Source organism: Cytobacillus depressus (assembly GCF_008923245.1).
In the GTDB taxonomy this organism is placed as follows: domain Bacteria; phylum Bacillota; class Bacilli; order Bacillales; family Cytobacillaceae; genus Cytobacillus; species Cytobacillus depressus.
Genome location: NZ_WBOS01000001.1, coordinates 52344 through 74071 on the forward strand (window position 1 = coordinate 52344; position 21728 = coordinate 74071).

Here is a 21728-nt window from a genome sequence, read left to right on the forward strand (position 1 = left end):
TCATCAACTTTTTACAAATTCTTTTTTTTCAATAGTGTATTTATCATATAATTCAAGTGCAGGTTCAAAACCAATTCCAGCTGTATTAGGAACTTGCACTAAACTATTTTGGTCAATTATAACTTGAGGAGAAACAAAATCATTATCCCAATATCGATTCGAAGCAGGAATATCGCCAGGGAACTGATAGTTTGGAAGAGAGGCTACTGCTATATTATGTGCACGAGCAATTCCAGTATCTAACATACCTCCACACCAAACCGGTATACCATTTAATTGACATAAGTCATGGATTTTTTTAGTTTCAGTTAACCCTCCAACTCGAGCCACTTTAATATTTATCGTTTTCATACTACCTAATTCTATTGCTTTTCTTGCATCCTCTATAGAATGAATACTCTCATCTAAACATATTCGTGTGTCTACAACAGCTTGGAGCTTTGCATGATCAACTATGTCATCGTGAGAAAGAGGCTGTTCAATCATAAGTAAATTAAATTTATCCATTTCTTTAAACAAATCAATGTCTTTTAGCGTATAAGCTGAATTTGCATCAGCCATAAGCATAATATCCCCAAAGTGTTCCCTTACTGCTTCTAAATATTTAATATCTTTTCCCGGTTTAATTTTTAATTTAATGCGACGATACCCTTCATTCATATATTTATCAATTACATGTAAAAGGTCGTCTATACTATCTTGGATGCCAATACTAATCCCTGTTTCAATTTTTTCTTTTGTTCCTCCTAGTGCCTTAGATAAAGATATATTTTGTTCTTTAGCATAGAGATCCCAAATTGCACAATCCAGTGCAGATTTTGCCATTTGATTACGTCGAATTGGTGAAAAAAGTGAGTTTACTTCTTCTGGATGAGAAATTTCATCTTTGCTGAGGATAAGGGGGATAAGAAATTCATCAAGGATATGCCATGCGGTGCTTGTTGTTTCTTCGTTATAAAAAGGAAAAGGAAGTGCTGAACAGTCACCATACCCAATAAAGTCTTTTGTATGAACTTCAGCAACAATGAATTTTTTTTCTTTTATAATGCCAAAGCTCACATGAAAGGGTTTTTTTAACTGCATTTTCATTTTGCGTAACACGATCTTTTCTATTTTCAATTTTCATCCTCCTTATGTTTTCAGCTACCATTCATATATCTTAATTATTCATTTTACAAAGAGATTTCTTCATAATACCCTTCTGCAGGTTTTCCGATGCAAAGCAACATCCTTCTTTTAGAAAGATTCATAATTATAGAGAAGACAGTTTCCATTCTTCGATGTTCGGGTACAAAACTATTTTCATAATGATTAATTGAATTAGGAGCATTAAATTCATCTGATAACCAAATTTTAAATGTTTCTTCTGTAATCGGATCTCCCGAGGAAATTGCAAAATCTATTAATTGTTCAGCACGCCTTTTTCGTATCATAGAATCTTCAAATTTATACTCGTTCATATCACTTAGATTTTGTTTAATTACATCCGACAATATATGATTGGTGTGAACTAGTTTCCCTTCGTTCTCCCCTACAGAATCAATTCCAAACGGCGAAACTTCAAAATTTAATGCCATTCCGTTTCCTAGACCTTTTCCTTCATCTATACCTATTAAAAAGTTTGCTGCTGATGCAATTTGTCCATCTTTAATTTTTGAGATTGCCTCACCTAAAGTAAAGGAATTCAAAATTCCTCGCAGCCCTAAATGAATAGGAACTTCATTCGACTTTTTATCAGTTAATAAAGCATTTAAACACACACCCAAGCCATGTGAATTAAGGCCGATTTTGCCAATTATTCCTCCTTCTGTCACCATTGTAATATCTGGTTTAGATTTTTGTTTAATGGATAATGTAAGAAGACTCTCTTTCTGTCTTCCTTTCCAATCCCAATTTTGTCCAAGTATCGTTTCGGAAATAAGAGGTGGTGATACCGCTATAGCAGTACATCCATCCGAAAAAGCTGGCCCCTTATACCCGGCTAGTGCTATTTCGCTTCGCGTATTTAGTACTAGAATGTCCTCAAAGTCTACTCCAGCACCTTCAGCAACCCCTTCCATCTCTTCAATTAAATGAAAATCGTATTTTTCAATTGCGTTTAAATGATGTAAAGCTATTTCCTTTGCTTCTTTCCAATTAATTTGCCTATAGCCGTAAAACAGTTTTTCATATGTTTCAAGACTATGTAAAACTTCATTTTTTCCGTTTAACCCGTGCTGAATGCCTATTTTTTTCGCAGATCCCTCTAATACTAATTTTTTCAACTTTAAAACACTTCCCTTTCATTCATCATTCTATTTGGTGATATTTTTTGAAGTTTATTTAATATGGATAAATTGGTTGAAAATACTTTAATATTCGGTTTACAAATAATTTGGTTAACTTCAATCAATACTCCAATTAAAGACAAAGGACTCCATATGGTCTTATATACATTATATATAACATAAATCTGAAAATTACAAACATTTTCATAAAAATAAAAGAATACACTTTGAAAAAACAAGATTTTCTAATTAAGACAACTAGGTTTAGATGTAAAGAAAGATACAATAGGTAGAGTGTGTTGATTTGTATTACAGTTGTTTTAGGAACCCTGTAAGAATATTAAAAATCCAAATAAAAAACCTTAACGTTTCAAAAGACATGATTCCCATCTAGGTAAACGTTAAGGTTCCGTCATATATTCTGGATTGAAAAATTCCATATTTACTTTAAGATATATGCAAGTCATCCTTTAAAGCCAGTTTTGGACGTTGCAATCCATAATCTGTTGCCTGTTCAAACGTGTAGCCAATTTTCAATACATCGAAGTCTTTACGATGGGGACCAACAATTTGAATACCAAGAGGCAATCCGTCACTCGTAAAGCCAGAAGGAACAGATAAAGCTGGGTTTCCAACCGCCGAAATATAATAACATGAGCGCATCCAATCAATGTAGTTTTCCATTTTGACACCAGCAATCTCAGTTGGATATTCAAGATCTGCATCAAATGGCGGTACCTGGCTGACTGGTAGAATGAGAGCATCGTATTTTTCAAAGAAAGCACGTATACGGTGGTAAAGCTGATAACGCAGTTTCTCGGCTCGACCAATATCAATCCCACGAAGGGCTCTTCCTTTTTCAAGATTCCAAATAAAGCTAGGTTTCATTATTTCGCGGAATCGGTCAAAAAGTTCTGAGTAAGACAATTCAATTTCCCAAGCCCTCAATACTTGAAAAACTTCCTCCGCTTCAGTTAAATCTGGACATGCTTCTTCCACATAGCAACCAAGATCACTAAATACTTTCATTTGGTCTTGCAAATTATTTTTCACGGCTTGTTCAACCGGAATAATCCCTCCAAAATCAGCAGAATAGGCGATTCTAAGACCTTTTAAATTTGCGTCAATGGGGGCAAGGAATATTGACCCTGGTTCATCGATTGACAGGGGTGAGCGATCGTCAGGTCCAGCGATGACAGACATCATAAAAAATGCATCTGCCACATTACGGGTAATTGGTCCCTGCACCGCCATTGGCGAATAAAGGGCCGCCTTTGGATACGATGGCACTCTGCCTGGTGAGGGTCTCAATCCTACTACATTATTAAAACTTGCCGGATATCGACAAGACCCTCCCATGTCGCTTCCATCTGCAAAAGGTATCATCCCACATGTTACAGCAACAGCTGCACCACCACTGCTTCCGCCGGCAGTTCTGCTTAGATCATATGGGTTCCGCGTAACACCAAATACTTTATTAAATGTGTGAGCACCAGTAGCAAATTCCGGAACATTCGTTTTCCCGATAACAATAGCACCAGCATGTCGAATTCTTTCAACAATCAGTTCATCTTGTGTTGGAAAATAGTCTTTTAAAGCTAATGATCCTTTTGTTGCCGGAAACCCTACTGCTTGATGTGTATCTTTAATTGCTATCGGTAGACCGTGAAAAGGGCCAACTTTTTCACCAGAAGCAAGCTTCTTATCCGCCTGATCCGCCTCAATTAATGCTTTCTCCTCTGACAGTGAAACAATTGCATTTACATGCGGATTTGTTCTTCTAATTTGTTCTAAATGAGCTTCAACAACCTCTCGAGCTGATATTTGTCGAGTTTGAATGGCTTTAGCAAGCTCCTGGGCAGTAGAAAAATATATAGCCTTCTCCATGTTAACAACAACTCCTATTTCTTGAATTGTCTACTAAGGATTAATTATTGATATTGACCGGCTGCCACAAGTCAGAATGCATTTTATTAATCCTTATGCATTTTTCTTTCCTTTTAATTTTTCAATATATAGTACAATTGCAATCGTGAGACCAACACATAGAACAATCTTGATTAAACTAAAAATTGGAGAGAATAAGATTGCCATTCCAATTACGAACGCCACTAATCCATATAATGGCTTTTTTAGAGCAAATTGACCTAATACGCCACCATAAATTGCCGGCAGTATATATTGAAGAGCATTTTGGACTGTTTGCGGGATAATTGTTAAAATGTACGACCCACTTAAAACAACTACAATAATAATGACGATATTTGTAAACGACGCTACGGCTATTCCCAATGTTCCTGCAACTTCCGCTTTTTTCGTTCCAGGTTCAGCACCGATAGCTTCCTGAGCGGCAGCAGAACACGGAAGACACATATTAGCAATATTCCCTGTTAAAAAAGCAATATATGTTCCGGATTTCCCTAGTACAGGATAATAAGTTATAGGTTCTAAAAACCACATAATCCCGATAAAAGCCGCATATCCAATAAGTCCGCCAATTATTGGTCCCCAGCCCGGATGATAGCTTAAAACAAATGAGAAATATAGGGGAGGCATTAATGATGTAACAATTAGCATCCAAAGAGTTAGACGACCCCAAAAATCCGATTTGCTGTGAAATGCTTCCATACTATTTGTTTCAGAACTTATTTCGATTTTTGAAGAAGTCATTTCCACTTCTTTTGTAATAGCCATTTTATTTCCCCCCTAATTAAATTAATGATGAAAGATAGCCGATTGTCAGAGCTAAAATAAGTGATATCCCAAGTGCCCATTCCGACAGCCATCTTATTCCTTTTTTATTAGCAATCGTTAATAGAACCATCATGGATACTCCTGCCACGATTCCCGCAACTGCTTCACTATAACCTTTCACCATTTGCTGACTTGCAAGATATCCAAATGCTCCTAACATAGCTGCGGTCGAAACGATGGTCATCATCTTCGCGTTTTTACTAACGATTTTCGTTTGCATTTTGCCTAGAGATTTTGTAAACAAAGCTGCAAATAATAACCATCCACACCCTCCAAGACACATCGTCCAAACAACAGTAGTAAAAGCTTTTAAGTCAAAGTCTGGTGAATTCAATTCAACTCCATAAGCATTGGCACCGATTCCAGCAGCAGTTAATTCTGTAGCAGCACTGCCGATAATCCCAATTCTCATTAACGTAAAGGGTGCCCCAAGTACTGAGATCAAAGAAATAATAACAACGACAATTCCAAATGAAGGTCCTAAACAGCTAATAAACCCTGTCCTCAAAGCACTTTTAGTTTCTTGAGCTGTCATTCCTATACTTGGAGCGGTTTTTGAAGCTACTCTAATAAATATAAATGCTTGGAAAATAACAATAGATACTACAATACTAGAGATAATCCATACAGGGGCACTATTGGCGTACTGCAAAACTTCTTCCATTTGTTATTACCTCCCATAAAATTTTCAAGAGTGAAACTTACATTAGGAAGGGCCTCCCTAAATGTAAGTTTCTGCAACCCTATATTTGATAGATTCCCTTCAAATCTCCTAAGGGGCCTCTACTAGCTTTTTTTCTTCTGTTTCTTCATTTGAGAGAAAATCAAACACAGCCGAAATAAACAGTTTTCCAATCTGAATCATAGAACGCTCATCTACATTAAATTTAGGATGATGATGCGGGAATTCTTCGAATAAATCAGATTTTCCACCTACGTAGAAAAAAGTACCCGGAACCTTTTGCAAGTAATATGCAAAATCCTCCATTCCCATTTGCGCAGGTATACGCTTAGTATTTTCACTTCCAAATAGATTAATAGCTAGTTCTTCAATCCTTTTCGTTTCATCTGGGTGATTTTTAACAGCTGGATACCCTCTTACATATTCATATTTAGCAGTTGCACCCACTCCATTACAAGTAGAGTTCACAATCTCGCCGATAAGGTCTTCAATCATGTCACGAACATCTTCATCAAATGTACGAACAGTTCCCGTGATTTTTGCTTTATCAGGAATGACATTAAAGCCTGTACCGCTGTTAAATGCAGCAACAGAAACAACAGCTGGCTTGAGTGGATCTACTTTTCTCCCAACAATTTGTTGCAAATTTATGATTAACTGGCTACCTACAACAATTGGGTCAACAGTCAAATGGGGAGTCGCAGCGTGCCCGCCTTTTCCAAAAATATCAATTTCAAACGTATCACCTGCTGCCATAGTATCCCCTTCTCTAACACCAATTGTTCCAAGCGGGTGAATAGAAGAAACATGGGCACCATAGATTACATCTACACCGTCTAAGCATCCGTCCTCGATCATGAACTTAGCCCCTCCTGGAATCACTTCCTCCGCAAATTGGTGAATAAATACAATATTCCCTTCAATTTGATCTCTAACTTCAGTGAGTACTTTTGCCACTCCCAGCAGGGCAGCGGTATGAATATCGTGGCCACATGCGTGCATAACTCCAGGAATACGCGATTTATATTCCACGTCATTCTCTTCTTGAATCGGCAAGGCATCAAAGTCAGCACGCAAGGCTACGGTTTTCCCCGGCTTTCCGCCCCTAAGTAGACCTACAACCCCTCTCCCACCAACTTGGGATCGGACTTCTAATCCTAAATTTCTTAGGAAATTTTCCACTTTAAGAGGTGTGTTTTCCTCGTGATGTGAAAGCTCCGGATACATATGAAGATCCCTTCTGAAATCCACCATCTCCGGATAAATTTCTTGTAATCTTTCAAAAACAGTCTCCAACATAATTAAAAACTCCTTTCAATTTTTATGATTAAAATATTTAATCTTATCTCCACAATAAAAATTAATAAATATTAACTACTAGAATGTTTCTATTTCATTTTTCTTAGTAGCTAAAGCCCTTACAACATTAAGTAATAAATTACAACCTGCATGAATATCTTTTTCACTTGTGAATTCCTCAGGACAATGACTTTTTCCACCGAGACTTGGAATAAAGATCATACCTACTTCTGTCAGATTATTTAACATTGCCGAATCATGTACAGCACCGCTATTCAATTTCATATAGTTATAATTCTGTTCTTTAGCTATCTCTTCAATTTGTTCAATGATCCTTGGAGATAGTTTTACTGTATTTGAAGCTCCGATTAATTCGATTGTATTTTTTAGTGAATGCTCTTCTGAAACATTTTTTACTTTTTCCTTCAATTTTTTTGAAAAGATTTCAATTCCATTGGATTCTACATCCCTAATATCTATATAGAATTCTACTTTTTTTGGAATAATGTTCGGGACATTGGGCTGGCAGGATATTTTCCCCACTGTCGCAACAGTTGATGGCAAAGCCATTTCCTTTGCGGCTTGTTGGATGAAAGAAATGATATTTGCCGCTCCAACCATCGGATCAGATCTTAGACCCATTGGGGTTGTGCCCGCATGATTGGATTCTCCTTCAAGATTAATTTTATACGTATTCATCCCTGCAATGGCTTGAACGATGCCAATCGATTTACTTTGCGTTTCTAGTACTGCCCCTTGTTCAATATGCAATTCAATCATCGACATAACTTCATTTTTTCTAAGTAAATCGTTCTCGACATTTTCTATGTTTAAGCCAAAACTTTGTACTTTTTCATAAACAGAAATACCCTCTCCGTTTTTAATTGATTTTAATTCCTCAACGTTATACCTACCTGTCAAAACCTTGCTTCCGAGCATCGTAACCCCAAAGTTAGAGCCTTCTTCCTCCGCAAAAATAATTAATTCAATAGGGTGTCTTAATTCAGTCTCTTCTTCTATCAATACTCTAATAATCTCTAAAGCTGCTAAAACACCGGTTAATCCGTCGTATTTTCCTCCACTTTCTACTGTATCAATATGGGAACCGATCATAATGGACGGTTTGTCTATTTCCTTTCCAAACTTAGCTCTAATATTTCCAATCGCATCTACTTTAATAGAAAGTCCAAGTAGTTCCATTTGAGAAAGGAGGTACTGTCTTGCTTGTTTGTCTTCAGGACTGTATGAAAATCGTGTACATCCATTCCCAGGTGTTTTCGTAATGCTAATAATTTTTGAAAAATCAAGCATCATTCTTTCGAAGTTTATCCCCATTCCACTTCTCCTCTAATATTTTCGAAAAATCTTCAAGTGAAACAATCACCTAGTAACCTTCTATTATTAATGTTATAATTTTTAGAAGATTGTAAATAATATATGCATTTTTTATGCCAAGATATTTTTTGAACAATATCTAGCTATTACATAGTTTCTCTTTTGTTTTTGATGAAAAAATTCATCGAAGTTGATGAAATTTTTCATCACTCTTCCTGTCAATTAGAAAATAACAAGGTGGTTTTTTAATGACGAATAGACAATTAGAAAATTATAGACAAGCCTTTGAGGAACTAAATTCTATACTAGAAATGAACTTTGAAGCGATTACAATTGCAAATAGTGAGGGGATTTTCACAAAAATTAGTAAATCATTTGAGGAAAAGTTTGGAATTACACAATCCGATATAATCGGGCAAAGTGCCTTTAAATTGGAAAAAGAGGGATTTTTCGATAGGTCTGTTACTTGTGAAGTCCTTAAAAAGAAAAAGAAAGTTACAATCATCCAAAAAGCAGCTGCAAATAAAATACTCTTAGTAACGGGTATCCCTATTTTTAATAAAAATAAAGAAATCCAAAAAATCATTAATATATCAAAGGATATTACAGAAACGAAAAAGCTTGAATCAGACCTTAATAATTTACAAATCGAGCACGAGTGGCTCAAGCAGGAACTATTTAAACGGACGAATGATAAGGATCGAATCACTTATGAAAGTGTAGCGATGAATAATATTGTTACCCTTATTGACCATGTAGCTAAAATGGATGCTACTGTTTTATTATTAGGTGAAACTGGGGTCGGTAAAGGCTTTATTACGAAACTGGTCCATGAAAAAAGCGGACGGAGAGACGGTCCCTTCATCACAATTAACTGTGGCGCTATTCCTGAAAATCTTCTTGAATCAGAGCTTTTCGGCTATGAAAAAGGATCATTTACTGGGGCGTCAAAAGAAGGGAAAAAGGGACTCTTTGAAATGGCTGAAAATGGGACGATCTTTTTAGATGAGATTGGCGATATGCCCCTAAGCCTTCAAGTTAAACTTTTACATGTACTTGATGAGCGAAAAGTTAGACGAATTGGAGGCTTTAAATCAATTGATGTTAATGCCCGCGTGATCGCTGCAACTAATAAAAATTTAAAAGAACTTGTGAAAAAAGGTGATTTCAGAGAGGATTTATTCTATCGACTAAATGTCGTACCAATTACAATTCCATCACTTAGAGAAAGAAAAGAAGATCTTCCTTCATTGATTAATATGTTTCTAAGTAAAACAAATAATAAATATGGCGTGAAAAAAACTATTTCGGAAGAAGCCATGCGGAGCCTATATGATTACGAATATCCTGGGAATATTAGAGAATTACAAAATTTAATTGAAAGATTAGTCATCACCACAATCGGTGATAAAATTGAAGCCGCAAAAGTATTCGATATCATTGAACCCATCCAACAGAAAAATATGCAAGATATCATCCCCTTAAAAGAAGCAGTTGAACAATTAGAAAAGAAGTTGCTTTTGTCAGCTTTCAAAAAATACAAAACGACAAGAAAAGTAGCTGAAGCATTACAAATAGACCAATCAACTGTGGTAAAAAAGGCAAATAAATTTCAGTTGAAGACAAATATAGCAAAGATTTGAAAAAAGGCTGCTAATTAAAAAAATTTCAGGCTAAATAAATATCAGTTTATTTCAAAATTGTATAATTATAGGAGAGGTTATTAAAGATGTGGAATATACTATCTTATTTCTTCGATGATTTTTCAGCCTCTTTAATACATTTGAAATTATAAAAAGCCAACAATTAAAGTCCTTCAACTTTGATTATTGGCTTTTCATCTAGGTATGCCGTTTTAATGTATTAGCCACTTCGCAAAAAACTTACGATATCCTTCTTTCATGACTGAGGTTGAGAAGGATTCAAACGCGTAGTCCCGATTTTCGCTTGATGTCTTTATCGGGACTGAAGCCGCCATGTTGACGAGTTCAAACCAATTTTTTTCATTTCCGGAAAAAGAGTGCCTTGCACTAATATGGTCATAGCATGGATGTTCGGGTTTAACTACGATTTTCCCCATAGCCAATGCTTCCGTTAACGGCATCGCAAATGTATCAAATTTGGAGCAGCTCCAATATACTTTGGCGGAATTCATAAGGGTGAAAACTTCTTCCTGTGACAGCGCAAATTGTAGCTTCACATTATTTGGAACATCATATTTTTTCATGCTTTCGCGGTACCGTTCCCCGCCGAATACCATAAATACCTCTTTATCGGGATTTCTGCGCGCATATTCTAAAACGAGATCCGGGCGACGATTCTCTTCGTCCCGCCCTATCCAAAGAATCCGGTTATCAACAACTTGACTCGGATCATAATAAGTTTTAGCAAGGGTTTCATTAAATCCAATTGGGATAACTGTTACATCCTCCACACCAAAATGACGGGCCATTTCCTTTTTTAAAAATTCCGTTTGTACAATCGCTTTGTCTACAATTGTGTAAAATGGCTTCATCATTTCATAACCTGTTAAAGCTGGGTCCGGAAAACTATGTGGAAATAACACACTGTTTTTCAAAAACATCTTTAAATATGCAAAACCGGAGACCGTATAAATGACATGATCTATTTTTTGTGAATAAATTTGGTCCAATACGATGTCATAGTTAACGAGGTCACCTTTTTCATGTTCATAGCCGGGAAGCCAATCATATCCGCTCACATGGCGCTCTGGAGAAATGAATACGATTTCAACTCCTAATTCCTTTCCAATTGCTTTTAGACGATCTGCAAAAATGCGCGGACCTTGTGCCTCTGTAAATTGAATCTTTCTCATCACTAATCCAACCTTTGTCACAAATAAACCTCCTCTTCTTTCGTGAATTTATTTAATTTTTCCTCATCAAGTTCTTCTCCGCACTGAATTAGGTTAGAAATCGTTTCAGTTTTTTGCCTAGTTAATCGTTCTTTTGACCATTTTGCTGCATTTTTCTCCAGATCGTTCTGAATTAACAATAACATCCATATCGAGAATGCAGCTGAAAACAAATAATACATTTGCTTGAAATGAAATCTTAATTTCATTTTACTCGGGAAATTCATTTTATCAAGATAATGATCTAGCAGCTGATTTCGCCATTCCTTATTCAATTCTTTTGAAAAATCAGGGTGGGAAATATCAAGGAGATGGTATAAATCCCAATAAGGAGAGTTTACATGAGCGTGCTCCCAGTCTAGAATCACGACTCTCTCCCCTGCCATTCCGTAGTTTCCTTGATGTAAATCTCCATGGGAAATAACCTGTTTGTTAGGAAATTCATGTCTATCCAGCATTGTAAAGATGGTATTGAGCAATTGATCTGGGATATGATGTTGAGCTATAACATCCTCCACCTTATTTTTGTTCAAAAAAAGAAATTCAACGATCTCCTCGATTGGAGGCTTCGGACCTTTTAAAGAATGATTGATTAGAATTTCAGGTGGTAATGAGTGCCAGGCTGTCATCAAATTAATCACATTCACCGCTAATTCCTTATTAAATTGATGCTGAATCGCTCCAAGATCCTCAAAAATGATCCAATTTTGATCGCTACTTTCATCAATGGAATAAGCGACTATTTTCGGAAAAATCGGAGGGAGATTTAACAACAAATGATGATACATCCAAACCTCTTTCCCCATCTGTGCTTCGTTCGTTAACGGTTTATAAATGTAACTTTCTGTGGGGTTCAAATAAAATCGCTCGACATAGCGCCCGTTCATCCCCAGGTAAATATTTTCCTTCCTATGTATGACAGCTTGATTTAATTTGCCATCAGGCTTTACGGCAGATCTAAACAAATGGTATAACCCCTTCTATATAATAATCTTCATTGAACGCAGTAAACTAAAAGAATTACGGTATTTCGTACTAGGTATAACGTATTAAATACCCTATGTTTTTATTCATTGTACCATGGAAGTAATTAATTTTAAGAGAAAATAGGTATTACTAACTAGAGGAAGACTGGATATGAATTCTCTCCCCTTTGGCGTTCGTTAAAACCCCTCTAAAGGAAAAATTTTCTTGAATTCTTGATTTTTATGTCTTTTTAAAATCTGATAAGGACATAGATTCGCGAATTCCGCCATTTAATGTCCTTTTACACCCCGTTATAGGACACTGTTTCTTTTATCCCACATGCCTATGTCCTTTAAATCACAGTTATAGGACATAGATTCATTTTCCCTGTATTTTTATGTCCTTTAAATCGCAGTTAAAGGACACTGTTTCTTATTTTCCACGAATTATGTCCTTTAAAAGAACAGAACTTCCTGTTTCAGGTGATAATTGGTCCTTAACTAAACCTTTTAAACATTAATAACAGCATTAACTACTTTGGATTTTTAATAAAATAACTATTTTTGCGGTTTCCTATCAGGGTGTAGTTTTCCAGAAGAATTCGACGGATAGTTCTTTTTGTCTTTAACCCGTTACACCATTCATGAATGGCACTTGTTGTAATATTCCTCTTGGGAAAAAGAAGAGTAAATTCCTCCACGTTTCTTAAAATTGCCGGTTTTACCCTTTCGGCTTCTCCGCAATTTTTGCATATGAAAACGTCTACTTTTAAGTTAATCAAAAAGGAATTGCAGCGAGTACAGGTAACACCTTTTCTCAAATCCTCAAACCGATATTCATAAACACGCTTGTATTGTGACTCTTTAATATGAGCAGCTACTAATTTTTCAGCAAGCTTTACATACCCTTTCTGAATCGTTGGAGGGCTCATAGACAATTTTTTCATAAATCTTGAAAACTGAGTTGGAAAAATAATTGGCAGGTTACTCGGAGCTTGATATAGATGGAATTCGGGGTTGACGAAGCAAACGAAGGATTTTATTGGGGTTTTTACACCAAAGTCTTGGAGCAGTCTTCGAAGTAAGGATTCACTGCGCTCCAATTGGTTTATCGGATTTTTGATTTCTTTTCCTGATTGGGAAAACCATTTATCACCTTCGATATAAAAATCACCATCGTAATTTTTTACCTCGAACTGATAAATTGTCTCTGGGGAGATCCATAACGAGTCAATTTGAAATTCAGTATTATTGCTTTCAAGTAATAAATCATTTAGAATGAGCCAATCACCCGATAGAGCTTCTACCCATTTGTCAAATAGCAGCTCACCTTCATAGCCCTTTTCAAGATTAGTAAGGTTATTCAAATCCTTTTCCGATAAATTCATTCTCCATCTTAAGCATTTTAGAAACTTTAACTCTTCCGGTTCAAAACGAGATTTTATAATGAATTCTCTCACATCCTTTAAAGTACTCAATTAATCTTATCATTTCATTCTTTTTTTACAAGAGCCGATCAACAATCACAAATCCCCCTCTCTCATCGACAGAAACACATAATGTTTTGAATATAAACACCGCTGAATGCCGATCCATAAGAATAGGAATTTGATCAATCATCATCTGGTAGTCTGTATCTCTTGCCTCATCCAGAGACAATGTAAATTCAACATTCCCTCAGCATTCACCTGTTGGATGAGCTTTCAGCCTAACCGATTGCCCTATTCGAGCTTCAAGCATTTCACGTAGCTTCCTGGCTGCCTCTTTTGAAATAAAAAGCGCTAATTCAGTCATTCATTATCCCCTCCACATCAAAATTAAAGGCTGCTTATCCTTTAGATAGCAGCCTTTGTCTACTCTATGAAATACTCTTTAGTTCTTCAGTTAAGCGCAAAAACTTCTCTTTATTTCTCTCGGCTAAGGTTTTATCGATTTCGACTTTAAGTTGCTTTCTCCGAAATGTCAGCAAGGCGTTGGTTAAAAACTGCTCGGCAAGAATTTCATCCATTGACTCTTCTAAGTGTTTAGGTGAATTTAGTAAATGCTTTTCCATTGAAAATCAACTCCTTGACCTTTTTTCTATTTTAACAGTAATTTTTAGATAATTCAATCTCTTTAACAAAAATAAAGCTGATCAATTTCTGGATAAAAAGGAAGCGAGAGGGGAATATATGGAAGAATATAGATAATTCATTGAGGAAGTGGAAGAAATGAATTTGTACAATAATATGGAATTTGAAATGAAAAGCTGCTTTATCCCCAATTTGGCAAAATCGGAAAGTTTGAGGATTTTAGAAGTTACTACAGGAAGCGTCATCGTGCAAATGCAAAATCCTGACTGCAGAGGTGTGTTTCCTATGGATAGCTTTCAATATTGGATCAAAAGAGGGTCACTCGTCGAAAAAAATGAACAGCAGAAAAAGACTTCATAAGTATGAGGACATGATTTTCATTGTAAGTCTTTTTGAAATAGCGCTGAATTTTTACGCAGGTCGTCCCACAAAAAAAAGACATCCACTCTACCATTGAGAGGATGTCTTTAATTTCAGCTACCTAAATTGATTTTGTTTCTTGGTTCGGGGGAATATTGCTATTTTTCGAAATTCTAAAGCGATAATACAAGATACATGCGACTAAAAAGCCAATTCCAATCAATAATCCAACAAGCTGTGTTGGGTCAAATGCTAAAAACAATAGAATTCCTACACAAAATACGATACATATGATTGGAACTAGTGGATAAAACGGAACTTTATACTTCAAATCTTCTAATTTTCCGCCGGCCTGGATATATTTCCGTCTGAACATCAACTGCGAAAGAGCAATACCGATCCATGATATAGTTACAGAAATACCTGCAATTGACATTAATAAAACGAATACCGTATCGGCTGCTACCACACTTGTTAATAACGAAAGCAATGAAAATACCATTGTAAATACGAGTGCTGCAAATGGTACTTTTCGTTTCGAAAGTGTGCCAAAGCGTTTCGGCGCCATTCCTTCTCGTGCCATCGCCCAAAGCAAACGAGTAGATGCGTAAAGACATGAGTTCCCGACAGAAAGAATCGCTGTTAAAATGACAAAGTTCATAATGTCCGCCGCATATGGAATTCTTGCCAAATCCATAATGGTAACGAATGGGCTTTCTAATAATCCCAATTCAGTAGATGGAAAAATTGCAGACAATACGATAATAGAAGAAATATAGAAAACAACGATTCGAACAAGTACATTTCGAATGGCACGAGGAATATTCTTTTCCGGTTCTTCACTTTCCCCTGCCGCGATTCCGATTAGCTCTGAGCCTTGATACGAAAATATTACATTCATCATTGTGACGAAAAGGATGGCTATGCCTGCTGGAAATAATCCTGCTGGAGCTAAATTTTGAAACATAGGTGTTGGACGATCAGTAAGCGGAATGATGCCAAAAATAGCGGCAAAGCCAATAACAATAAAGAATAACACGGCGACGACTTTAATCCCGGCAAACCAATATTCCGCTTCCGCAAATCCTCTAGTTGTAAGCGCATTCAATGAGAACAATAAGACAATAAATAGTGCACACCAAATCCAAATGGACACATCCGGAAACCAGCGCTGCATGACAATCCCCGCAGCCGTAAATTCCACTCCTGCAGTTGTCGCTGAACCGATGAAATACATCCATCCTAAAGCAAAGCCTGCTGAAGGACTCACAAATTTGCTTGCATATGTTTGAAACGATCCGGTAACAGGCATATAAACAGCAAGCTCCCCTAAGCACACCATGACAAGGTACAAAATTAATCCCCCAAATATGTACCCGATTAATGCACCGCCTGCACCTGCCTGATTAATGGTATATCCGGCATTTAAGAACAAGCCTGTTCCGATCACTCCTCCAAGGGAAAGCATAAATAAATGCCGCCTCTTCATCGACCGATTCAATTGATTATCCTGTAATTCCTGCTTGACCAATAGACTCACACCCTTCTATATAAGCAATTAATATTTGCGAATTTTTTAACATTCCGCCTAACATGACGCAAGCTACAATGAGATGAGAAACATTTGTTAGTCTGCGCTCCCCTCATTGTTGAAAGTATGTCCTTTAAGGATGGTTTAAAGGACATTGATTGGCGAAAACACTTAAGTATGTCCTTTAACGATGGTTTATAGGACATGAATCGGGCGAAAACCTCTAAACATGTCCTTTAACGGTGGTTTAAAGGACATGAATCGGGCGAAAACACTTAAACATGTCCTTTAACGGTGGTTTAAAGGACATAGATCGTGCGAAAACACTTAAGTATGTCCTTTAACGATGGTTTATAGGACATGAATTGGGCGAAAACCTCTATACATGTCCTTTAACGATGGTTTAAAGGACATTGATTGTACGAAAACACTTAAACATGTCCTTTAACGATGGTTTATAGGACATGAATTATGCGAAAAACACCTTAGTATGTCCTTCAAGAGAGACCTTGGCCGTCAAAACGATGAAATAGCCAGGGTAGTGATCAACATTTTCAAACCTTGTCAAGACCTCTATTTTATTAATGAATTCTAATCTTTTCTATTAAAACCGCAATGATAAGCAGCTTAGCCCTCCGTCTAATTTACGGAATTCTGACATGTCTAGTTCAATCGTTTGATAGCCCGCATCATTAATAAGCGCCTTCGTTTGCGGATAACCCGCTGGAATGATCACATAGTCATTCACTTTAATACAGTTAGCCGCATACTCTTCCTCTGCAGGAACGACGATTTTCTTATACGATTCAAAGTCTGGATGATTAATAAACTCTCCAGCAACAACCATTGTTTGATTGCCTAAATAAGAAATGCCCGTTTTTAAGTGGAAGAATTTTTCTAGTTGCACGATAGTAGCTTTATAGTTTTCCGATTCTAAAATTTCCTTTAATTGCTTGGCCCCCTCTAAATTCGTGCGTTCGGATAAGCCGATATAAAAATGATCCTCAGCCTGTAATACGTCCCCGCCATCAAGGAAGCCAGGAGATTTAATGTAATAATACTTCTCATAAAACTCTTTAATAGCTGGCTCCATTTCAATAATCTCAAGGTTTCGTGTTGCCGCACCTGGATTAGAGATTACAGCGAATTCTGGTGTAAGTACAGCTGTATCCTCAACAAAAGTGGAGTCAGGGAAATCATTGTTCTTTGGCATCTCATGGACTTCTACTCCACACTTTTTAAGAGCGCTTTTATATGCTTCATGCTGCTCTAGTGCTTTTTCGTAATTAGGGGTGCCAAGGTCTGATGTCGTTAATCCATTGATATAGCTTTCTCCAGGTGTTTTTACAATCGTATGTTTAAACATTTCTTTTCCTCCTAAACTTGTTAATTATTAATTTCGAATGACAGGACTCGTTAGGCAAGTTGGTCCGCCAGTTCCTAAATATGAGATTTCATGGCCTTTATATTCGTAAACAGTTGCTCCTGCATCGATTAATTGTTGCTTTGTGGAAGGGTTTTCAGAAACCATCATACAAACTCTTGGTGCCAAAGCTAACACATTACAGCCAAGACGATGGTATTCTTCTTCTGGCACTTCGATTAATTGAATGCCGCGTTCAATTAGCAGTTGTCTAAAGAAGACGGGCATTAATCTTGAATGGACGACAGCAAGATCGTGATCGACCATACTTATAAATGACATTAAATGAAGACATTCCGCCTCCCCTTGATCATGCGGGAGCTGAATAACGATAAACTCATCCACTAAATCCTTTGTCATTTCCTTAATTTGTCGAATAGCTTCATCATTTGTCCGATATCCTCTGCCGACAACAAGCGTACGATCATCTAGCCAAACGAGATCTCCTCCGTCAGCCACTGCTTCACCAGTCAGTTCCCCGATAATAGGGATATTCTTCTCTTGAAGAAACTTTTTATAAACAGTTGCTTCATTCTGACGTAATTTTTTTCCTGATTTTAAAATTATGGCCCCTTTCCCAGTAAATTTGACAGGATCATGAGCATAAAGGGAATCCAAACCAACATCCTTTGATGCAGGTAAAAATACAATCTGTTCGACATGTTCGCGGAGAATTCCAAGAAACTGTTCATATTCCAGCAGCGCCTCAGCGAAATTAGGTTCTTCTATGTAGTTATATCGCTTCCATTCTACTTGTAAATGTTCTTGACTTATAAAAGCATCGTTTGGATGTTTGACGATCACTTTTCGAAGTTGTTTGTACATCGATTGACAGTAATCCATTCAGTCTCCCTCCTCATTTTCCGTATAACGGAATCACATTCCTTTCAAAGGAATTTTATAATATGATAGTATAGTAGAAAAAGCCCCCTGTCAATATTTTTCGAATTGAGGGAATATTTTCGTTTCCTAGATGTTTACTGTAAAATAAAACTATAAACATAGAATAGGTGATCCCATTATGCAAACGATTGACCGCGCGATGCAGGTTACGGAGGCTTTATCAAAAAATCAGGACAAAATGTGGCTGTCCATTACTGATTTATCGAAGGAATGTGATTTGCCTGCCAGTACGATGCACAGGCTTTTACAAGCGATGAAAAAACATGGCCTTGTTCAACAAGACCCTAATTCAAAGCTGTACTCACTTGGTAATACGTGGCTTGAATTTGGCTTGAAGCTTTATGACAGCTTTGATTTCGTGACATTAATTCGTCCAGAAATGGAAAAATTGATGCTTGATGCCGAAGAGAGTATCTATTTTAGTAAGCCTATTGGATTAGAGTCCATTGTCGCTGAGAGAATCGATTGCCCAACTAATAACATCCGGATATACGATCAATTAGGAATTCGCATCCCAATGAATGTGGGTGCCGCCAATAAGGTCATACTCGCTCACATACCCAAAGAAGAGATGTTAAATATCGTGAATTCACTTGTAGAGGAGAAAGAAAAAGAGAGCTTCTTATACACCATGCAAATGACAAAGGTACAAGGATATAGCATTAGCCATGATGAAAGAACGGAAGGAACCTCTTCGGTTGCTGCACCAATCTTTAACCAATGGAATGATTTAATAGGTTCCATTAGTATTGGCTATGTTAATTTCAATGTCACGCAAGAAAGGCATAATTTTCTAATCCATAAGGTAATCGAAACGGGCAAACGGGTCTCAGCCAAATTAGGGGCGAGACGGTAGGTATAGGGGAAACTTGGTATACACCAAGTTTTTCTAGCAAACAAATTTCAGGCATTTAAACTAAATATTAAAAAAACCTTTCCAAGCTATTAACACTCGGAAAGGTTTTTTGATTATGATGCTTTTGTTTCTAATTGTTCATGATTAGATTTTCTTTTTCCTCTAACCCAAGCTACAATAACCGCTGCGATTAAAGCGAAGCCAAGGTAACCTGTAATTGGATATAATGTTCCTACAAGTTTCGTAAAACCTACGAAGCTTGCTGCAAAACCTGCAAATCCAAGCGCTGTAACTAATCCTTTAAATTTCATCGTTCCAGGCTTCATCACGCGTACCGCAAATCCATAAAGCATCCCTACTGCTGTGTTGAAAATCATCGCCAACAGGACGATCGACATGAAAATTCCGACAACTGGTGAAATTTCATTAGCTAAGTAAAGCATTGGAATATCTAGGCTTCCAACTGCATCGAGTCTTGTATACATCCCAACATTAATTAGAATAAGCATAAGACCTAAACCGATACCGCCAAGAATACCGCCCATTCCGGCTACCTTCCTGTTCTTTGTTGTTCCGCCCATTACTGCAAGCATCGGAATCGCACAAGTGATGTTAAATGAAACATACAATAAGCCAGAAAGAAACCAGTTAGAGGCAGCTGATTGTTGCCCATGAGCCAATTTGTTAAGCTCTGCAAAGGTAGTATCCATTGTAAATAAAGCATAAGCAGCGATCAGCAAGACTAACACGAGTAATGCCGGAGTTATACTTCCAATAATATTTAGGACTTTTTCTACATTAAAGAAGCAAGTTGCAATCGTTAATAACACCATAATTAAACTTCCTACTGCACTTGGAATGCCAAATTGCTGTTCAAAAGTTGAACCTGCACCCGCAAACATAATAACAGCTACTCCAAATAAGAAGAAAGTAATGATAAAATCTACCGCTAACCCAAGATATTTACCGCAAATATTATACACGACGTCTTTATGTGAATCAGTTTGAAGACGGCTACCAATTTGAATAATATTCATTCCTAAAAAAGCAAATAGTAAGGTTGCCAAGATCGCGCCGAAAAATCCTAACCATCCAAAGCTTGTAAAAAACTGCAAAACTTCCTGTCCAGAAGCAAAACCGGCTCCAATAACCGTTCCGATATATGCACCTGCCATTTGAATGCTTTTTTTCATAAATGCCTCCACCAAGATTGAATTTTTTGATAATTATTTAAAAAAGAGAGGAAGCGAAAAAATAAACGGCGCTTCATCCCTTTTAACATCATTATGAAAAGGTTTTTTCGCTTACTGTAAATTGTTTAATCGTCTTTCTGTTCGGAGTATATCCAATCCCAGGGACATCTGGAACGGTAATGAAGCCATCCTTCACAACTACCTCAGGGTCAATAATGTCTTTGTCCCAATAACGCGAAGATCCAGCCGTATCACCAGGCAAAATAAAATTATCTAAAGTAGTAAGGGCAATATTATGAGCTCTTCCGATCCCTGACTCAAGCATGCCGCCACACCAGACAGGAATATCGTGTTGCTTACAAAGGTCATGAATCCGCTTTGACTCTGTTAAGCCGCCAACACGGCCGATTTTAATATTAATAATTTTGCAGCTTCCTAATTCAATGGCTTTACGAGTATCTTCATATGAATGAATACTTTCATCTAAGCAAACAGGTGTGCTTATTTGCTTTTGAAGAGTCGCATGATCGATAATATCATCGGATGCTAGCGGCTGTTCAATCATCATAAGATCAAATTCATCTAAAGCACGCAGACGGTCAATATCTTCCAAGCGGTATGCGGAATTAGCATCGGCCATTAAAGACACATTCGGGAAATGCTTTCTTACTTCCCTCATTACCTCTACATCCCAGCCTGGCTTAATTTTTACTTTCATACGCTTATAGCCTTCTGTTACGTACTCATCAATTAATTTAAGTAGATCATCGACTGTATTTTGGATGCCAATACTAATGCCGACTTCAATTTTTGACTTTTCTCCACCAAGGGCCTTCGCTAATGAAATTCCCTGGTCTTGAGTATAAAGATCCCAAACCGCTCCCTCAATGGTGGATTTTGCCATATTATTTTTGCGAATATAAGAAAGGATGTCAGAAACCTCATTAGGGTGGCTAATTTCTCTATTCAATAATTCTGGAATAATAAAATCCTCTAGCATATGCCAATTCGTTTTTAAAGTTTCTTCATTATACCAAGGTGAATGGAAGGCAACCGATTCTCCCCAACCGCTATTTCCGTTCTCATCCTTAGCTTCAAGTAAAATGAAATCCCGATCTTGCATCGTCCCGAAGCTAGTTGTAAATGGAGATTTCATTCGCATTTTTAAATGTCGTAACGTAACTTCTTTTAATTTCATGGATATCAACCCTTC

General features: G+C 37.0%; 20 protein-coding genes. 3 read left to right on the forward strand and 17 right to left on the reverse strand.

The window, feature by feature from the left end:
* Positions 1 to 3: 3 nt before the first annotated feature.
* The 7 genes from menC (F7731_RS00215) to F7731_RS00245 all read right to left on the reverse strand — a co-directional run bounded on the left by menC (F7731_RS00215) (position 4) and on the right by F7731_RS00245 (position 8337).
* Positions 4 to 1119, reverse strand: a complete 1116-nt coding sequence (gene menC / locus F7731_RS00215; RefSeq protein ID WP_151532764.1) for an o-succinylbenzoate synthase — start codon at positions 1117 to 1119, stop codon at positions 4 to 6.
* Between the two features lie 53 nt (positions 1120 to 1172).
* Entirely contained in the window at positions 1173 to 2264 is a 1092-nt protein-coding gene (locus F7731_RS00220; RefSeq protein ID WP_151532765.1) for a C45 family autoproteolytic acyltransferase/hydrolase, read from the reverse strand.
* Positions 2265 to 2714: 450 nt separating this feature from the next.
* Complete coding sequence (locus F7731_RS00225) at positions 2715 to 4154, reverse strand: amidase (protein ID WP_151532766.1); 1440 nt, start codon at positions 4152 to 4154, stop codon at positions 2715 to 2717.
* Between the two features lie 93 nt (positions 4155 to 4247).
* Positions 4248 to 4961: a small-conductance mechanosensitive channel gene (locus F7731_RS00230; protein ID WP_151532767.1), complete on the reverse strand. Its 714-nt coding sequence runs from the start codon at positions 4959 to 4961 to the stop codon at positions 4248 to 4250.
* Between the two features lie 16 nt (positions 4962 to 4977).
* Positions 4978 to 5685 carry a DUF5058 family protein gene (locus F7731_RS00235; RefSeq protein WP_151532768.1) on the reverse strand — a complete coding sequence of 236 codons (708 nt, stop codon included), beginning with the start codon at positions 5683 to 5685 and terminating at the stop codon, positions 4978 to 4980.
* A gap of 108 nt (positions 5686 to 5793) precedes the next feature.
* Positions 5794 to 7002, reverse strand: coding sequence for an amidohydrolase (locus tag F7731_RS00240; protein WP_151532769.1), 1209 nt, complete (start codon positions 7000 to 7002; stop codon positions 5794 to 5796).
* A gap of 78 nt (positions 7003 to 7080) precedes the next feature.
* On the reverse strand, positions 7081 to 8337 hold the full coding sequence (locus F7731_RS00245) for a M20 family metallo-hydrolase (RefSeq protein WP_151532770.1): 1257 nt from the start codon (positions 8335 to 8337) through the stop codon (positions 7081 to 7083).
* 248 nt (positions 8338 to 8585) lie between these two features.
* Between F7731_RS00245 and F7731_RS00250 the strand changes: the two genes are divergently transcribed.
* Positions 8586 to 9980 carry a sigma-54 interaction domain-containing protein gene (locus F7731_RS00250; RefSeq protein WP_151532771.1) on the forward strand — a complete coding sequence of 465 codons (1395 nt, stop codon included), beginning with the start codon at positions 8586 to 8588 and terminating at the stop codon, positions 9978 to 9980.
* Between the two features lie 212 nt (positions 9981 to 10192).
* On the opposite strand, the gene F7731_RS00255 is transcribed toward F7731_RS00250, so the two are convergent.
* From F7731_RS00255 to F7731_RS00270, 5 genes are all read right to left on the reverse strand, one after another.
* Positions 10193 to 11194, reverse strand: coding sequence for a glycosyltransferase (locus tag F7731_RS00255; RefSeq protein ID WP_151532772.1), 1002 nt, complete (start codon positions 11192 to 11194; stop codon positions 10193 to 10195).
* Positions 11191 to 12177, reverse strand: a complete 987-nt coding sequence (locus tag F7731_RS00260; RefSeq protein ID WP_151532773.1) for a phosphotransferase — start codon at positions 12175 to 12177, stop codon at positions 11191 to 11193. Before F7731_RS00260 ends, F7731_RS00255 begins: the two co-directional genes overlap by 4 nt.
* Positions 12178 to 12710: 533 nt before the next feature.
* Positions 12711 to 13565 (reverse strand): nuclease-related domain-containing protein, encoded by an 855-nt coding sequence (locus F7731_RS00265; protein WP_151532774.1) that lies wholly within the window; start codon positions 13563 to 13565, stop codon positions 12711 to 12713.
* 115 nt (positions 13566 to 13680) lie between these two features.
* A complete protein-coding gene (locus F7731_RS26280) occupies positions 13681 to 13836 on the reverse strand; it encodes a hypothetical protein (RefSeq protein WP_170289616.1) in 156 nt (51 codons plus the stop codon).
* A 199-nt stretch (positions 13837 to 14035) separates the two neighbouring features.
* Positions 14036 to 14230, reverse strand: a complete 195-nt coding sequence (locus tag F7731_RS00270) for an IDEAL domain-containing protein (RefSeq protein ID WP_151532775.1) — start codon at positions 14228 to 14230, stop codon at positions 14036 to 14038.
* A 157-nt stretch (positions 14231 to 14387) separates the two neighbouring features.
* Between F7731_RS00270 and F7731_RS00275 the strand changes: the two genes are divergently transcribed.
* Positions 14388 to 14609: a hypothetical protein gene (locus F7731_RS00275; protein ID WP_151532776.1), complete on the forward strand. Its 222-nt coding sequence runs from the start codon at positions 14388 to 14390 to the stop codon at positions 14607 to 14609.
* A gap of 121 nt (positions 14610 to 14730) precedes the next feature.
* On the opposite strand, the gene F7731_RS00280 is transcribed toward F7731_RS00275, so the two are convergent.
* The 3 genes from F7731_RS00280 to F7731_RS00290 all read right to left on the reverse strand — a co-directional run bounded on the left by F7731_RS00280 (position 14731) and on the right by F7731_RS00290 (position 18406).
* Positions 14731 to 16098 carry an amino acid permease gene (locus F7731_RS00280; RefSeq protein WP_212031146.1) on the reverse strand — a complete coding sequence of 456 codons (1368 nt, stop codon included), beginning with the start codon at positions 16096 to 16098 and terminating at the stop codon, positions 14731 to 14733.
* 646 nt (positions 16099 to 16744) lie between these two features.
* Entirely contained in the window at positions 16745 to 17506 is a 762-nt protein-coding gene (locus F7731_RS00285) for a dimethylarginine dimethylaminohydrolase family protein (RefSeq protein ID WP_151532778.1), read from the reverse strand.
* Between the two features lie 27 nt (positions 17507 to 17533).
* On the reverse strand, positions 17534 to 18406 hold the full coding sequence (locus F7731_RS00290; RefSeq protein WP_151532779.1) for a dimethylarginine dimethylaminohydrolase family protein: 873 nt from the start codon (positions 18404 to 18406) through the stop codon (positions 17534 to 17536).
* Between the two features lie 178 nt (positions 18407 to 18584).
* Between F7731_RS00290 and F7731_RS00295 the strand changes: the two genes are divergently transcribed.
* Entirely contained in the window at positions 18585 to 19322 is a 738-nt protein-coding gene (locus tag F7731_RS00295; protein ID WP_151532780.1) for an IclR family transcriptional regulator, read from the forward strand.
* Positions 19323 to 19435: 113 nt separating this feature from the next.
* Here F7731_RS00295 and F7731_RS00300 read toward each other — a convergent pair whose 3' ends face one another.
* Positions 19436 to 20515 carry a YkvI family membrane protein gene (locus F7731_RS00300; protein ID WP_151532781.1) on the reverse strand — a complete coding sequence of 360 codons (1080 nt, stop codon included), beginning with the start codon at positions 20513 to 20515 and terminating at the stop codon, positions 19436 to 19438.
* 91 nt (positions 20516 to 20606) lie between these two features.
* On the reverse strand, positions 20607 to 21713 hold the full coding sequence (gene menC, locus F7731_RS00305) for an o-succinylbenzoate synthase (protein WP_151532782.1): 1107 nt from the start codon (positions 21711 to 21713) through the stop codon (positions 20607 to 20609).
* Between the last annotated feature and the right edge of the window lie 15 nt (positions 21714 to 21728).

Coding starts and splice junctions, on each gene's coding strand:
- F7731_RS00240 (WP_151532769.1), bottom strand. CDS start 7,002: ATGTTGGAGACTGTTTTTGAAAGATTACAAGAAATTTATCCGGAGATG.
- F7731_RS00270 (WP_151532775.1), bottom strand. CDS start 14,230: ATGGAAAAGCATTTACTAAATTCACCTAAACACTTAGAAGAGTCAATG.
- F7731_RS00275 (WP_151532776.1), top strand. CDS start 14,388: ATGAATTTGTACAATAATATGGAATTTGAAATGAAAAGCTGCTTTATC.
- F7731_RS00285 (WP_151532778.1), bottom strand. CDS start 17,506: ATGTTTAAACATACGATTGTAAAAACACCTGGAGAAAGCTATATCAAT.
- F7731_RS00265 (WP_151532774.1), bottom strand. CDS start 13,565: ATGAATTTATCGGAAAAGGATTTGAATAACCTTACTAATCTTGAAAAG.
- F7731_RS00235 (WP_151532768.1), bottom strand. CDS start 5,685: ATGGAAGAAGTTTTGCAGTACGCCAATAGTGCCCCTGTATGGATTATC.
- F7731_RS00290 (WP_151532779.1), bottom strand. CDS start 18,406: ATGGATTACTGTCAATCGATGTACAAACAACTTCGAAAAGTGATCGTC.
- F7731_RS00295 (WP_151532780.1), top strand. CDS start 18,585: ATGCAAACGATTGACCGCGCGATGCAGGTTACGGAGGCTTTATCAAAA.
- F7731_RS00225 (WP_151532766.1), bottom strand. CDS start 4,154: ATGGAGAAGGCTATATATTTTTCTACTGCCCAGGAGCTTGCTAAAGCC.
- F7731_RS00230 (WP_151532767.1), bottom strand. CDS start 4,961: ATGGCTATTACAAAAGAAGTGGAAATGACTTCTTCAAAAATCGAAATA.
- F7731_RS00300 (WP_151532781.1), bottom strand. CDS start 20,515: ATGAAAAAAAGCATTCAAATGGCAGGTGCATATATCGGAACGGTTATT.
- F7731_RS00245 (WP_151532770.1), bottom strand. CDS start 8,337: ATGGGGATAAACTTCGAAAGAATGATGCTTGATTTTTCAAAAATTATT.
- menC (WP_151532782.1), bottom strand. CDS start 21,713: ATGAAATTAAAAGAAGTTACGTTACGACATTTAAAAATGCGAATGAAA.
- F7731_RS00280 (WP_212031146.1), bottom strand. CDS start 16,098: ATGAAGAGGCGGCATTTATTTATGCTTTCCCTTGGAGGAGTGATCGGA.
- F7731_RS00250 (WP_151532771.1), top strand. CDS start 8,586: ATGACGAATAGACAATTAGAAAATTATAGACAAGCCTTTGAGGAACTA.